Raw genomic sequence first — 14,476 nt, 5'->3', positions numbered from 1 at the left:
CGTGCCTCCAATGACAAAGCCCAACCAGGTACACGGACGATGAGTCACCCCTCGCAATTCACCCTGCTCGGCAAGCGGCGCTTCCTGCCGTTCTTCATCACCCAGTCGCTGGGTGCCTTCAACGACAACCTGTTCAAGCAGTCACTGATCCTGGCGATCCTCTACAAGCTGAGCCTGGAGGGCGACCGCTCGATCTGGGTCAACCTCTGCGCCTTGCTGTTCATCCTGCCGTTCTTCCTGTTCTCGGCACTGGCCGGGCAGTTCGGCGAGAAGTTTGCGAAGGACCGCCTGATCCGCGCGATCAAGCTGGCCGAGATCGTCATCATGGCCATTGGCGCGACTGGTTTCGTCACGCACCACCTCGAGCTGATGCTGGTGGCGCTGTTCGCCATGGGCACCCACTCGGCGCTGTTCGGCCCGGTGAAGTACTCGATCCTGCCCCAGGCCCTGCGCGAAGAGGAACTGGTGGGTGGCAACGGCCTGGTGGAGATGGGCACCTTCCTGGCGATCCTGGCGGGTACCATCGGTGCCGGCGTGCTGATGTCTTCCAGCCAGTACGCAACGTTGGCCGCTGCGGGCGTGGTGGGCACCGCGGTGCTGGGCTACCTGGCCAGCCGCTGGATCCCGCGGGCGGCGGCCGCCGCGCCGCAGATGAAGCTGGACTGGAACATCTTCAAGCAGTCATGGCTGACTCTGCGCCTGGGCCTGGGCCAGACCCCGGCAGTGTCGCGCTCGATCGTCGGCAACTCGTGGTTCTGGTTCGTCGGCGCGATCTATCTCACGCAGATCCCGGCCTACGCCAAGGACTGGCTGCACGGCGACGAGACCGTGGTCACCCTGGTGCTGACCCTGTTCTCGGTAGGCATCGCCGTCGGTTCGCTGCTGTGCGAGCGCCTCAGCGGGCGCAAGGTGGAAATCGGCCTGGTGCCGTTCGGCTCGTTCGGCCTGACCCTGTTCGGTCTGCTCTGGTGGTGGCATTCGGGGGACGTCCCGGTCGGAGCCGCGCCCCATGACTGGCTGACCTTGCTGGGCATGAGCCAGGCCTGGTGGATCATGCTGTCGATCGTCGGCCTGGGCATCTTCGGCGGCTTCTACATCGTGCCGCTGTATGCGCTGATCCAGGCGCGCACCCCGGAAGGCGAGCGGGCCCGGGTGATTGCCGCCAACAACATCCTCAACGCACTGTTCATGGTGGTGTCGGCGATCATCACCATCGTCCTGCTGAGCCTGGCCAAGCTGAGCATCCCGCAGCTGTTCCTGGTGGTGTCGCTGCTCAACATCGCGGTCAATGCCTACATCTTCCGCATCGTGCCCGAATTCACCATGCGCTTCCTGATCTGGCTGCTCAGCCACTCGATGTACCGGGTCGAGCACCGCGAGCTGCAGCGCATTCCCGACGAAGGCGCGGCGCTGCTGGTGTGCAACCACGTGTCGTTCGTCGATGCACTGCTGATCGGCGGCGCCATCCGCCGGCCGATCCGGTTTGTCATGTACTACAAGATCTACAACCTGCCGGTGCTCAACTTCGTGTTCCGCACCGCCGGTGCCATCCCCATCGCCGGGCGTGGCGAGGACGAGGCCACCTACGAGCGTGCCTTTGCCCGTATCGCCCAGTACCTGGCCGACGGCGAGCTGGTGTGCATCTTCCCCGAAGGCAAGCTGAGTTCGGACGGTGAGATCGATGTGTTCAAGGGTGGAGTGAACCGCATCCTGCAGGAGACGCCAGTGCCGGTGATCCCGTTGGCGTTGCAGGGGTTGTGGGGTAGCTTCTTCAGCCGTGACCCGAACAAGGGCTTCTTCAAGCGCCTGTGGTCGCGGGTGACCCTGGTGGCCGGCGCCGCCATCCCGGTGGAGGCGGCGCAGCCTGAAGTGCTGCGCGAGCAGGTGAGCCTGCTGCGCGGCGACATGCGCTAAGGGAAAAGGAGGGAGGTCAGCTGGCGCTGACCTTCAGGCCGACCAGGCCGGTGATAATCAGGGCGACACTGGCCAGGCGGATCAGCGCCATGGATTCACCGAACAGGATGATCCCGGCGATCACCGTGCCGACCGCGCCGACGCCGGTCCAGATGGCATAGGCGGTGCCCAGCGGCAGCTCCTTCATGGCAAGGCCCAGCAGGCCGAGGCTGATGACCATGGCGCCGACCGTCAGAACGGTGGGCAGGGGGCGGGTGAAGCCGTCGGTGTACTTGAGGCCGACAGCCCAGCCAACTTCGAACAGGCCGGCGAAGAACAGGATGATCCAGGACATGGTGATTCTCCATCGTTATCAAAGATGGGGCCGTCCCCGGTATGTTCACGCACAGCGTCGTGAGGCCGTCCTCACAGTGCGCACTATAGTGCCCATTTGCCGAAGCTGGGGCAAGTTTCAAGGATCGGTGGTTGCCTCATCGCCGGCAAGCCGGCTCCCACAGGGTTAGCGCATGGCTGGCTTCATGCGGTCGGTGTGGGAGCCGGCTTGCCGGCGATGAGTCCGGGGCAGGCAACATCAATTTCTGGCAGATACGATGTTCTCTACCTCGGGCTCAGGCTCCTCCATTCGCCTGAACCACGTCGACAGCAAAGCCCCGGAGATGTTGTGCCACACGCTGAACAGCGCACTGGGCACCGCGGCCAGGGGCGAAAAGTGCGCCGACGCCAGGGCCGCGCCCAACCCGGAATTCTGCATGCCCACCTCCAGCGCCAGCGCCTTGCGCTGGGCCAGCGGCAGCTTGCACAGCTTGCCGGTCAGGTAGCCCAGCAGGAAGCCGAAGCTGTTGTGCAGCACTACCACCGCCATGATCAGCAGCCCCGATTCGGCGATCTTCGCCTGGCTGACCGCCACTACCGCGCAGACGATCATCACGATGCTTACCACCGACACCAGCGGCAGCACCTGCACCGCCAGCTGCACGCGGGCGCCGAGCAGGCGCTGGGCGAGCACGCCGAGCACGATCGGCAGCATCACCAACTGCAGGATCGACCAGAACATGTCCATGAACGAGACCGGCAGCCACGCCGAGGCGAGGAACCAGATCAGCGCCGGGGTAAGCAGCGGGGCGAGCAGGGTGGTCACCGCGGCGATCGCCACTGCCAGTGCCAGGTCGCCCCTGGACAGCCACACCATGACGTTCGACGCCGTGCCGCTCGGGCAGCAGCCTACCAGGATCACGCCCACGGCGATTTCCGGCGGCAGCTGGAACAGCTGGCACAGCAGCCAGGCCACCCCGGGCATGATCACGAAATGCGCCACTACCCCCAACGCCACCCGCCATGGCTGGCGGGCGACGGCGGCGAAGTCGTCGAGCTTGAGGGTCAGGCCCATGCCGAACATCACCAAGCCCAGCAGCGGCACGATGGCGACCTTGAGGGCGATGAACCACTGCGGCTGAAGGAAGGCCAGGCAGGCGAACACCAGCACCCACAGGGCGAAGGTGTTGCCGACGAAGCGGCTGAGGGCGGCGAGGGCACGCATGGGGCAATCCTTGTTGTTCTGTTCAGGTGCCCCCGATCATACTCAAGACCAGCTCAGAATGGGCCAGCCGTTGGTTTGCGCGTGCTCGCGCAGCACCGGGTCCGGGTTCACCACGTAGGGGTGATCCACCTTCAGCAGCAGCGGCAGGTCGTTGCGCGAGTCGGAATAGAAGCTCGCGCCTTCGAGGTTTTCCTGTTCCTGGTCGAGCCACTCCAGCAGGCGGACGATCTTGCCCTCGCGGTAGGTGAGCACGCCGTGGGTCTTGCCGGTGAATACGCCGTTGGCCGCTTCCAGCTCGATGGCGAGGTATTCGTCCACCCCCAGGCGCGCCGCGATCGGGCCGACGAGGTGGGTGCCGCTGGCCGAAATGATCAGAATCCGGTCGCCACGCTGGCGGTGCTCGGCGATGCAGCGGCAGGCGTCGCCGTAGATGATCGGCTCGATCACATCCTCTACCCAGGGCTCGACCAGGTGCTCCACTTCTTCCAGGGTGCGCCCGGCGATCGGCTCCAGGCTGAAGGCCATGTAGTCCTCCATCTGCAGGTGGCCTTTGCCGTAGGCTTCCATCAGTTCATGGTCGCGCTTGAGGAAACTCTTGCCATCGACCCAGCCCAGCCGGGCCATCTGCTCGCTCCACAACGACGCGCAGTCGCCGTGGATGAGGGTTTCGTCCAGATCGAAAATTGCCAGTGCCATGCGTTGAATCTCCTTAGGCCACTTCCCGTAGCGCCGTGGGGTCGATCGACAAGGATACCCGTTGTCCGTCCGCGTGCAGATCGCTGGCGCAACGATTGAGTACGTCCACCACCAGTTCAACGCCGCGCACCTGGACGCGGTAGCGGATCACGTTGCCCAGCAGGCTGTGGCTGCGGATCTCGCCATCCAGCTCGCCGTTCAGGCTCAGGGTGATCGACTCTGGGCGGATCGCCAGGCGCGCGGCCACCGGGCGTTGCAGCAGGCGGCTGGCGCTGTCGGCGTCGAGCAGGTTGTAGTTGCCGATAAAGCCGGCGGCGAACAGGTCCACGGGCGCGGTGTAGAGGGTTTCGGCATCGCCGCTCTGGACGATGCGTCCCTGGTTCATCAGGACGATGCGGTCCGACATGGTCAGGGCTTCTTCCTGGTCGTGGGTGACGAAGAGGGTGGTAAGCCCCAGCTCGCGCTGGATGGCGCGGATCTGTTCGCGCAAGTGCTTGCGGATACGCGCGTCCAGCGCCGACAGTGGCTCGTCGAGCAGCAGCAGGCGCGGGCGGGTGACCAGCGAGCGGGCCAGGGCCACGCGCTGGCACTGGCCGCCGGACAGCTGGTGCGGGTAGCGCGTGGCGAAGCTGCCGAGCTCGACCAGGTCGAGTACCTCGCGTACCCGTGCCTGGCTTTCTTCGGCCTTGACCTTCTGCATGCGCAAGCCAAAGGCGATGTTCTGTTCCACGGTCATGTTGGGAAACAGCGCGTAGCTCTGGAACACCATGCCGATGCCGCGCTTCTGCGGGCTCAACGGCACGATGTCCTGGCCGTCGAGCAGGATCCGCCCGCTATCCACCGGGGTCAGCCCGGCGATGCAGCGCAGCAGGGTGGACTTGCCGCAGCCGGAGGGGCCGAGCAGGGTGACGAACTCGCCGCGTTCGATCTGGCAGTCGATGTTTTCGAACACCGGGCTGCCGGCGTAGCTCTTTTGCAGTTTCTGTACGCTGACGAAGCTCATGTCAGGTCTTGTCCTTGTTCAGGCGGTTGGCGACCCAGGTCAGCACCAGCACGAAGGCGAAGTAGGAGATTACCAGGGCGCTGTTGAAGTGGCCGCTGCTGTTGCGCATGTTGTTCAGGTACACCTGCAGGGTCTCGTAGCGGGTGCCTACCAGCAGGTTGGCGAACACGAACTCGCCGAACAGGAACGAGAACGACAGCAGCAGCGCCACCATCAGGCCTTTGCGCAGGTTCGGCAGTACCACCAGGAACGCCGCCTGCCAGGTGCTGGCGCCGAGCAGTTGGGCGGCGTCCATCAGGTCGCGCAGGTTGATGGCCTGCAGGTTGTTGGTGATGGCTCGATACATGAACGGCAGGGCGATGGTGAAGTAGCAGCCGATCAGGATCCACGGCGTGCCGACCATGGCCATCGGTCCGCTGCCGTAGAGTTGCAGCAAGCCCACCGCAGACACCACGGGCGGCACCGCGAACGGCAGCAGGATCAGCACGTTCATCAAGGCGTCGAGCTTGGGGAAGTGGTAGTGCACCACGAACAATAGCGGCAGGATCAGCACTACCGACAGCACCAGCGCGCCCACGCACACCAGCAGCGACTGGCCGAAGGCTGCGAGAAAGCGCGGTTCGCTCCACAGCGCCACATACCACTTGAAGGTCAGCCCGCTGGGCAGCAGGGTGGCCGACCAGCTGGTGGCCAGCGAATAAAGCAGGGTGCCGGCCAGTGGCAGCAGCAGGATGAGGAACAGCAGGTAGACCACCACGCGGTGGTAGAGCCCGCCGGCCTTGTTTTCAGCGCGCATGGTAGCTCCTCTTGAGCAGCCATTGATGGGCCACCGTGACCACGGTCATCAGCCCCACCAGCACCATCGCCAGGGCGCTGGCCAGGTTCGGGTCGAGGCTGATGTCGCCGGCCACAAGGCCGGCGATGCGGATCGGCAGCACGTTGAAGTTGCCGGTGGTCAGGGCGTAGACGGTGGCATAGGCGCCCAGGGCGTTGGCCAGCAGGATGACGAAGGTGCCGAGCAGCGCCGGGGTAAGCACGGGCAGGCCGATGTGCCGCCAGAACTGCCAGTGGCTGGCGCCCAGCAGCGCGGCGGACTCACGCCAGTCTTCGCGCAGGGCGTCGAAGGCGGGGTAGAGCAGCAACACGCCCAAGGGGATCTGGAAGTAGGTGTAGACCAGGATCAGGCCGGTCTTGGAGTAGATGCTGAAGTCGCCGAGCAGCCCCATCTGCTTGAGCAGCAGGGTGAGCGCGCCATTGAAACCGAGCAGGATGATGAAGGCGAACGCCAGGGGCACGCCGGCGAAGTTGCTGGTCATGTTGGCAAAGGCGCTGACGAAGTCGCGCAGTTTCGAGTCGACCTGGCGTAGCGAATAGGCGCCCAACGTGGCGATGACGATGCCGAACAGGCTCGACCAGAAGCTGATCTCCAGGCTGCGTTGCAATGCCTGCAGGTAGAACTTCGAGGCGAAGATCTTGCTGAAGTTGGCCAGGCCCCAGCCACTCTCGCTTTGCAGGCTGTTGACGGCGACCCAGGCCAGCGGCGCGATCTGGAAAATGATGAAGAACACGGCGAACGGCAGCAGGCAGAGCAGGGCCAGGTAGCGGCCGCGATGGCTTGCATTCACTTGAGCAGCTCCCGGCAGACCGGTTTGTCGTGGGCGGCGCCGAGCAGTTCGCAGATCGTGCCGCACAGCTCGGTCTGCAGCGGCTTGGCCGCAGGGTCGAGGCTGAAGGCTTCGCCGAACACGAACAGCGGCACTTCACGCTCCTCGGCGAGCAGGCCGTTGTGCGAGCGGTCGTTGTTCATGCCGTGGTCGGCGGTGACCAGGACCTGGTAGCCCTCCTCGAGCCAGCGCGGCAGGTAGTCGGCCAGCAGGATGTCGGCGCTGCGCGCGGCGTTGCGGTACTGGCTGCTGTCCAGGCCGTGGCGGTGGCCGGCGTCGTCGATGTTCATCGGGTGTACCAGGAGGAAATTCGGCGCATGGCGGCGGCGCAGGTATTCGGCGTCGGCCAGCAGGTGCGAATCGGGGTAGTGGTCGGCGTAGTAGAACAGGCCGTGCTGGATCGGCAGCTTGGGGGCATGGGTGTGGCGGTCGCGCAGCGGGTCGAACGGCGAGCGGTTGTACAGCTCGCTCATCCAGTGGTAGGCCGCCGCCGCGGTGCCCAGGCCGGCCTCGCGGGCGTAGTGGAACACGCTGCGCTGGTTGGACAGGCGGTTGATGTTGTTATGCACGATGCCGCTGTCGATCGGCGGCACACCGGTGAGAATGCATTCGTACAGCGGTCGCGACAGCGACGGCAGCTCGCACTCCACGCGGTACAGCGCGGCGCGGTCGGCCTCGACATAGGCGTGCAGGTGGCCCATGGCGTGGTGGGCGACCTGGTGGTTGAGGCCGTCGAGCAGGACCAGGATGACGTTGTGTTGCATGGTGGCTCCGCAGGGGTATCAGTCGGTAGCGCGTCGCCCTCATCGCTGGCAAGCCAGCTCCCACAGGTCTTGCGCTGACCTTGTGGGAGCTGGCTTGCCGGCGACAGGGCCGGTTCAGGCAGAAGGGAATCTGCCCCTTATTCCATCTCGATGATCACCTGCTCCTGCCACTTCTGTGGCAGGGCCTTGGAGGTCGCTTCCCAGGCCGCAGCATCTTTGATTGGCTGGGCGGCCTTGTACTGCTCGTTGGGCAGCAGCTTGGCCTGTACGTCCGCCGGCAGCTTCAGGTGTTCGGCACGGATCGGCCGGGCGTGGCCGATGGCCAGGTTGGTCTGGCCGGCATCGCTGAAGATGTATTCACGGGTCAGCTTGGCTGCGTTAGGGTGCTTGGCGTACTTGTTGATGATGGTGGTGTAGCCGGAGATGACCGAGCCATCGGAGGGGATCAGCACCTCGAAGCGTTTCGGGTCGATCTGTTCGCGGTAGCTCAGGCCGTTGAAGTCCCACACCACGCCCACTTCCACCTCGCCTTTCTCCAGGGTCTGGATGGTCGGGTTGGCCAGCGACAGACGCTTCTGCTGGGCCAGTTTGGTGAACAGTTGCAGACCTGGCTCGATGTTGCTTTCGCTGCCCTTGTAGGCGATGGCGGCGGCAAGCACGCCGTTGGCGGCCTGGGCGGCGGTGCCGACGTCACCGATGGCGACCTTGTACTTGCCCTTTTCCAGGTCGTGCCAGGTGCTTGGGCGGTCCTCTTCCTTCACCAGGTCCTTGTTGATGATGAAGGCGATGGTGCCGGTGTAGGCCAGGGCCCAGTGGCCGTCCTGGTCCTTGGCCCACGCCGGGACCTGATCCCAGGTGCTTGGCTTGTAGGGCTGGGTCACGCCCTTGGTGACCGCGATCGGGCCGAAGGCCGCGCCGACGTCGCCGATATCGGCGCTGGCGTTGTCCTTCTCGGCATCGAACTTGGCGACTTCCTGGGCCGAGCTCATGTCGGTGTCGCTGTGCTTGAGGCCGTACTTTTTCGCCAGGTCTTCCCAGGTGCCTTTCCAGTTGGCCCAGGCATCGGGCATGCCCACGCTGTTGACCGTGCCTTCCTTGCGGGCGGCGTCTTCAAGGGCCTTGAGGTCCTGGGCCATGGCCGAGGTGCAAAAAGCGATGGCCGAACCGAGCAGTGACGCCATGAACAACTTTTTCATCCGAAGCTCCTTTGGTGGGTGCCTTGCATTCGTTGTTATGAACGGAAGCGGTGCTTGCGACCCTTTGGTCTAGGTCAGCAAACCTTGCGCCAAGGTAGGCCTGTTGCGTGACAGTTTGATGTAAGGGGCGGGGGCGGGTGGCAGGCCCAAGGCCCTGGAACTACAGCGTAGACCAGATCGAAAGCCTTGATTCGCGTGGGCTGGCGCGGATCTGGCATATCTGGCAAGTGCCCTGCGGCGCCTGTGTCACAGGATGTTCATCAGCCGTGCCTAGGCTTGCACTACGCTCCAACTGCCCCGTTTCGGGGCTGGACTAGTCCAGATAGGTAACCTTTGATGCAAGCGACGCCACCGCGCGCGGTAACAGCCATCTGCCACGCGCTGCAGGAGCAGATCGAACACGGCTTGCTGGCGCCCGGCGGCAAGCTGCCGGCCGAGCGCAGGCTCAGCGAGGTGTTCGACACCACGCGTATCACGCTGCGCGAGGCCCTGGTGCAGCTCGAGGCCATGGGCCTGATCTACCGCGAAGAGCGGCGCGGCTGGTTCGTCGCGCCCGAGCGTCTGACCTACGACCTGATCGAGCGCAGCCACTTCCATGCGATGGTGCGAGACCAGGGGCGCGAGCCGCGTACGCAGCTGCTGTCGGCGCGGCTGCAGCCGGCTTCGGCGGCGATCTGCGCGCGCCTGCGGCTGCCGGCGCTGTCCAGCGTGGTGCGGATCTGCCGGTTGCGGCGTATCGACGGGCGGGCGGTGCTGTATGCCGAGCATTATCTCAACCCGCGCTACTTCCCTGGCATCCTCGAGCTGGACCTGGCCCGATCACTGACCGAGATCTATGCGCGGGAGTACGCGATTCACTATGGGCAGGTGTGCTTCGAGATCCTGCCGACGGCGTTGCCGGTGGAGGCGGCGGCTGCCTTGAAGGTGTCGGCTGGCAGCCCCGGGCTGCATATCACCCGGGTCAACAGCGACCAGCATGGGCACCTGATCGACTGTGACCTGGAGTACTGGCGCCATGATGCGATTCGCATCCGCGCGCAGGCGGGGTAAGGGGGCTGCTGTGCAGCCCATCGCCGGCTTGCCGGCGATGGGGTGCGAAGCGGCCCTAGCTGGCGGCTTCAGGGATGGCACCACCCCCAGCCGTCACCACCTGCACCGACAGCCGTGGCGTCGCCAGATCCAACCCCGCTTCATCGAGCTGGCGCTTCAACGCCAGGTTGAACGCCCGCGAAACCTCCCACTGCTTGATCGGCGCAGTCTTGAACCGCGCCCGCAGGATCGCCGATCCCGACTCGAAGCTTTCCACCCCCTGCAACTCCAGCGGCGACCAGATGTTGCGGCGCATCAGCGGGTCGTTGCGCAGTTTCTGCCCGACCTCGCGAATCAGGGTGATGGCCTGGTCGATGTTCATGCTGTGCGGGATGGCCACACGGAAGATCGCGTAGCCAAACTCGCGCGAGTAGTTCTTGATGCTCTTGATCTCGCTGAACGGGATGGTGTGCACGATGCCGTCGATGTCGCGCAGGCGCACGGTGCGGATGGTCAGGCCCTCGACCGTGCCCAGGTGGCCGCCGACATCCACGTAGTCGTCGATGGCCAGCGAGTCCTCGATGATGATGAACAGGCCGGTGATCAGGTCGGCCACCAGCGACTGGGCGCCGAAACCGATGGCCAGGCCGATGACACCGGCACCGGCCAGCAGCGGGGTGACGTTCATGCCCATGTTGGCCAGGGCGACGATCACCGCGATGATGACGATCACCACGAACATCACGTTGCGGATCAGCGGCATCATGGTCTGCGCGCGGGCGTTGGCCAGCCCGCGCCGCGAATGCACCAGGGCATGGTGCACGGCAGTGTCGGCGAGGATCCACACCAGCCAGGCGACGATCAGCGTGCCGGCCAGGCCCAGCAGGCGCAGGCTGACTTCATGGCCGTCACCCTCGGCGAAGCTGATCATCGAGTGGCCCCATACACGCAGGCCCAGTTCGATGAACAGCAGCCAGATGAACAGGTGCACCAGGACATAGCCGAAGTTGCGCAGGCGTTCGGTGTAGACCGCCTGGCGCTTGTTGGCGCGCCTGGGCTTGGCGGCATGGCGGCGGACCAGGCCATTGAGCACCATGCACACCACCACCAGCACCGTGCACATCAGCGACTGGCGCAGGGCGGTGCTGGTGTCGCCGGCGGAGACGAAGGTGGCGAACAGCGAAATTGCCACCAGGATCAGCGCCGGGATATACCAGAAGCTGCCGAGCAGTTCGATGGTGTCGCTCAGGGTGCGCCGGGTCAGGCGCCGTGACAGGGGCTGGTTGCGAATCAGGTGGGCGATCGGGCGGCGGAAGCGCAGGATGAACAGCCCGGTGCACAGCGCGGCGATCACATTGGCCAGGGTTGCCAGGGCGTGGGCCAGGTGGCTGCCCAGCGCGGTGGTCAGGCGTGGGTCGCTCATCGCCTCGCCGAACGCGGCGAAGCTGCCGATCAGCCACAGCGGGCGGAACGCCTGGTGCCGCAGAATGTGAAGGGCACGGTGGCGATGTGGGCCATCGAGCAGCGAGAAGGCAATCACGCAGATCGCCGAGAACAGGGTGCCGACCACCAGCGCGTAGGCCAGCACCATGGCCATCGACTTGCCCAGCGAGGAGGGCAGGGCGAAGCTCAGGTACACGGTGAACACCAGCGCCACCAGCCATGGGCCCAGCTTGCGCAGGGCAAAGCGCACCAGGTCCCAGGTCCGCGGGTGCTGCGGCAGGTCTTCGGTCAGGCCGAAACGCAGGCGCACACGGTGGCCGATCCAGTTGAAGGCATAGGCCAGCAGGCCCCAGACCAGGATGACTCCGGCGAAGCCGAACAGGATCGCCGGCCATTGATGCACCGGCACCACCAGTGCGGCCAATTCGTCCTGGGCCTGGTCGATTTCCAGCGACCAGCGCTTGAACGGGCTGGCATCGCCGCTGAACTGTTTCTCGAAATCATGCAGGGCACCGCCGATCAGGCCGAGCACGCCCTGTTCGACGGTGGGTTGCGATTGCCGGGTGGCGTCGCGCAGCTTTTTCAGGTCGGCCAGCAGCTTGGCGCGTTGCTGGTCGTTTTCCAGGTTCTTGATCACCTCGTCCAGGGACTTGCCCAAGGGCTCGCTGGCCTCGGGCTGGGCGGGCGTGCTGGAACCGAGCAGGCCGGGCAGGCCGGCGGCATGCGCTGGGGTGGCGAGCAACAGGAACAGCAGCGTGATGCAACGCAGGAGGGCTGGCACCGGGAAATCTACCTCAGGTCAAACGTTTGCCCGAGTGTAGAGGTTTACGACGGCAGTTTCTCGAGGATCTTCCAGCAGGTGAGGCCGAAAATGCCGAGGGTGCCGATCCACATCATCAGCACGCCGACATTGCGCTCGCGCAGGCTGAAACCGATGGTCAGCAGCATCAGGAACAGGAACACCGGCACGAACAGGGACAGGAACGGCGATGACATGGACAGCATCCTTCTGTTTTGGGGGCCATGTATCAAGCATAGCGCTTTGCAAGCGAGGCGGATTGACCGGGGGCAGGGGCTGATCCGATCGCGGGCCAACCCGCTCCCACAGGTCCGTGTGGGAGCGGGTTGGCCGTCAGGGCAGTTCGCGGCTGCGGTAGAAGGCGCCGAGCACCTTCACCAGGTGGGCCAGGTCATGGCTGCCGCACAGCTCGCGGATCGAGTGCATGGCGAAGGTCGGCAGGCCGATATCGACCGTGCGCACGCCCAGGTGGCTGGCGGTGATCGGGCCGATGGTCGAGCCGCAGCCCATGTCGCTGCGCACCACGAAGCTCTGCACCGGTACTTCCTCGGCCATGCACAGGTGGCGGAAGAACCCGGCGGTTTCGCTGTTGGTGGCGTAGCGCTGGTTGTTGTTGACCTTGATCACCGGGCCTGCGTTGAGCTTGGGGCCGTGGTTGCCGTCGTGCTTGTCGGCGTAGTTGGGGTGCACGCCGTGGGCATTGTCGGCCGAGACCATCAGCGAGCGCTGGATGGTGCGCACATAGTCGTCGCCATCGGGCAGCAGGCGTTGCAGGGTCTGTTCGAGCATCGGGCCGTCGGCGCCGCAGGCCGAGCAGGAGCCGACTTCCTCGTGGTCGTTGCACACCAGTACGCAGGTCTCGTCGCCTTCGGCGTTCAGCAGCGCCTGCAGGCCGGCGTAGCACGACAGCAGGTTGTCCAGGCGGGCGGCGGCGATGAAGTCGCCGTTCAGGCCGATCAACGCGGCGTCCTGGGTGTCGTAGAAGCTCAGCTCGTAATCCAGCACCACGTCGGCGTTGAGGTCATGCTCGCGGGCCAGCTGCTCGGTGAGCAGGGCGCGGAAGTCGATGCGCTCGTCGCCGGCGACCTGTGCCAGGATCGGTGGCAGCTCGGTCTGCGGGTTGATCTGCCAGCCTTCGTTGGCGGTGCGGTTGAGATGGATCGCCAGGTTGGGGATCACCGCGATCGGCAGCTTGAAATTGATCAGTTGGCTTTCCACCTTGCCGTCACGGCGGAAGGTGACCCGGCCGGCCAGCGACAGGTCGCGGTCGAACCAAGGGGCAAGCAGGGCGCCACCATAGACTTCGACGCCCAGTTGCAGGAAGCCCTGGCGTTGCAGTTCGGGCTGCGGCTTGACCCGCAGGCATGGGCTGTCGGTGTGGGCGCCGACCATGCGGATACCGCCGATCAGCGGCGAATGCTTGCCGACCTTGATGGCGATGATCGAGGAATCGTTACGGGTCACGTAGTAGCGACCACCAGGCGTAGTGGCCCAGCTGTCGCGCTCGTCCAGGCGCTGGTAGCCGGCGGCCTCGAGGCGCTGCGCGAGGCTGGCGGTGGCGTGGAAGGGCGTCGGGGAGGCCTTGAGGAATTCGATCAGGCCGGCGTTCAGGGCATCGCGCATAAGTCACTCCAGACAGCAGTGGCGCGAGTTTAGCGTAAATGCTCGAAAAATTGTGTCAGCCCTATCGCGAAGCGTGGGAGCGGGCTTGCCCCGCGATCGGGCCCGAGTCTCAGAACGGCGCCGGACACTCGAATTTCAGGCGTTCGCCAGACACCGGATGGGTGAAGCTCAGCATCGAGGCATGCAGGCACAGCCGCTCATGGGCCGCCAGCGCCTCGGGGTTGGCGTACAGCCGGTCGCCGAGCAGCGGATGGCCGATCGACAGCATGTGCACGCGCAGCTGGTGCGAGCGCCCAGTGATCGGCGTCAGTTCGACCCGGCAGTGATCGCCGCAGCGCTCGACGATGCGCCAGAAGGTCAGGGCATGCTTGCCCTGCTCATGGTCGACCACGTGGCGCGGCTTGGTCGGTGGGTCGTAACGCAGGGGCAGGTCGATGCTGCCGCTGTCGAGCGCGGGCTGGCCCCAGCACAGCGCGGTATAGGCCTTTTCGGTCTCGCGGTCGTGGAACTGGCGTGACAGTTCGCGGTGGCTGTCGGCGTCGCGGGCGAGCAGGATGATCCCCGAGGTTTCCCAGTCCAGGCGGTGGACGATCAGGGCTTCCGGGTAGCCGTTTTCCTGCAGGCGGGTGATCAGGCAGTCCTTGTTGTCCTCGGCGCGGCCCGGCACCGACAACAGCAGGGTCGGCTTGTTGATCACCAGGACGGCGGCGTCTTCGTGAAGGATCTGGATGTTCGACAGCGGCATTGCTAGGTCTCGGTGAAATGGCGGAAAGCACTGGGGCCGCCTTGCGGCCCATCGCCGGGGGGG

14 protein-coding genes are annotated in these 14,476 nt (G+C 65.2%); 2 read left to right on the top strand and 12 right to left on the bottom strand.

The window, feature by feature from the left end:
• Positions 1 to 39: 39 nt before the first annotated feature.
• Positions 40 to 1,914, top strand: a complete 1,875-nt coding sequence (locus AC3WL2_RS10270) for an MFS transporter (RefSeq protein WP_102683654.1) — start codon at positions 40 to 42, stop codon at positions 1,912 to 1,914.
• A gap of 16 nt (positions 1,915 to 1,930) precedes the next feature.
• Here the strand turns inward: AC3WL2_RS10270 and sugE are convergent, their stop codons facing one another.
• The 8 genes from sugE to AC3WL2_RS10230 form a co-directional block, all read right to left on the bottom strand.
• Entirely contained in the window at positions 1,931 to 2,248 is a 318-nt protein-coding gene (sugE, locus tag AC3WL2_RS10265; protein WP_023631604.1) for a quaternary ammonium compound efflux SMR transporter SugE, read from the bottom strand.
• A gap of 237 nt (positions 2,249 to 2,485) precedes the next feature.
• A complete protein-coding gene (locus tag AC3WL2_RS10260; protein ID WP_102683655.1) occupies positions 2,486 to 3,451 on the bottom strand; it encodes a bile acid:sodium symporter family protein in 966 nt (321 codons plus the stop codon).
• Between the two features lie 42 nt (positions 3,452 to 3,493).
• A complete protein-coding gene (locus tag AC3WL2_RS10255; protein WP_102683656.1) occupies positions 3,494 to 4,147 on the bottom strand; it encodes an HAD family hydrolase in 654 nt (217 codons plus the stop codon).
• 13 nt (positions 4,148 to 4,160) lie between these two features.
• Complete coding sequence (locus AC3WL2_RS10250) at positions 4,161 to 5,150, bottom strand: ABC transporter ATP-binding protein (RefSeq protein ID WP_102683657.1); 990 nt, start codon at positions 5,148 to 5,150, stop codon at positions 4,161 to 4,163.
• 1 nt (position 5,151) lies between these two features.
• Positions 5,152 to 5,946: an ABC transporter permease gene (locus AC3WL2_RS10245; protein WP_102683658.1), complete on the bottom strand. Its 795-nt coding sequence runs from the start codon at positions 5,944 to 5,946 to the stop codon at positions 5,152 to 5,154.
• Complete coding sequence (locus AC3WL2_RS10240; protein ID WP_102683659.1) at positions 5,936 to 6,775, bottom strand: ABC transporter permease; 840 nt, start codon at positions 6,773 to 6,775, stop codon at positions 5,936 to 5,938. The genes AC3WL2_RS10245 and AC3WL2_RS10240 overlap by 11 nt, the downstream gene beginning before the upstream one ends.
• Positions 6,772 to 7,578 (bottom strand): alkaline phosphatase family protein, encoded by an 807-nt coding sequence (locus AC3WL2_RS10235; RefSeq protein ID WP_046854568.1) that lies wholly within the window; start codon positions 7,576 to 7,578, stop codon positions 6,772 to 6,774. The genes AC3WL2_RS10240 and AC3WL2_RS10235 overlap by 4 nt, the downstream gene beginning before the upstream one ends.
• Positions 7,579 to 7,715: 137 nt before the next feature.
• Positions 7,716 to 8,774 carry an ABC transporter substrate-binding protein gene (locus AC3WL2_RS10230; protein ID WP_102683660.1) on the bottom strand — a complete coding sequence of 353 codons (1,059 nt, stop codon included), beginning with the start codon at positions 8,772 to 8,774 and terminating at the stop codon, positions 7,716 to 7,718.
• Between the two features lie 336 nt (positions 8,775 to 9,110).
• On the opposite strand from AC3WL2_RS10230, the gene AC3WL2_RS10225 reads away from it, so the two are divergent.
• Entirely contained in the window at positions 9,111 to 9,824 is a 714-nt protein-coding gene (locus tag AC3WL2_RS10225; RefSeq protein ID WP_102683661.1) for a UTRA domain-containing protein, read from the top strand.
• A 55-nt stretch (positions 9,825 to 9,879) separates the two neighbouring features.
• Here the strand turns inward: AC3WL2_RS10225 and AC3WL2_RS10220 are convergent, their stop codons facing one another.
• The 4 genes from AC3WL2_RS10220 to AC3WL2_RS10205 form a co-directional block, all read right to left on the bottom strand.
• Entirely contained in the window at positions 9,880 to 12,027 is a 2,148-nt protein-coding gene (locus tag AC3WL2_RS10220) for a mechanosensitive ion channel family protein (RefSeq protein WP_102683662.1), read from the bottom strand.
• 44 nt (positions 12,028 to 12,071) lie between these two features.
• Positions 12,072 to 12,242: a hypothetical protein gene (locus AC3WL2_RS10215; protein ID WP_167388396.1), complete on the bottom strand. Its 171-nt coding sequence runs from the start codon at positions 12,240 to 12,242 to the stop codon at positions 12,072 to 12,074.
• Between the two features lie 136 nt (positions 12,243 to 12,378).
• A complete protein-coding gene (locus tag AC3WL2_RS10210; RefSeq protein ID WP_102683663.1) occupies positions 12,379 to 13,668 on the bottom strand; it encodes a M18 family aminopeptidase in 1,290 nt (429 codons plus the stop codon).
• A gap of 109 nt (positions 13,669 to 13,777) precedes the next feature.
• Complete coding sequence (locus AC3WL2_RS10205; RefSeq protein WP_046854572.1) at positions 13,778 to 14,413, bottom strand: RluA family pseudouridine synthase; 636 nt, start codon at positions 14,411 to 14,413, stop codon at positions 13,778 to 13,780.
• Positions 14,414 to 14,476 lie beyond the last annotated feature (63 nt).

The sequence above is a fragment of the Pseudomonas sp. FW305-96 genome, assembly GCF_058783825.1.
Note: the sequence above shows the minus strand (reverse complement) of the source record. Positions and strands in the feature narration are given on the sequence as shown.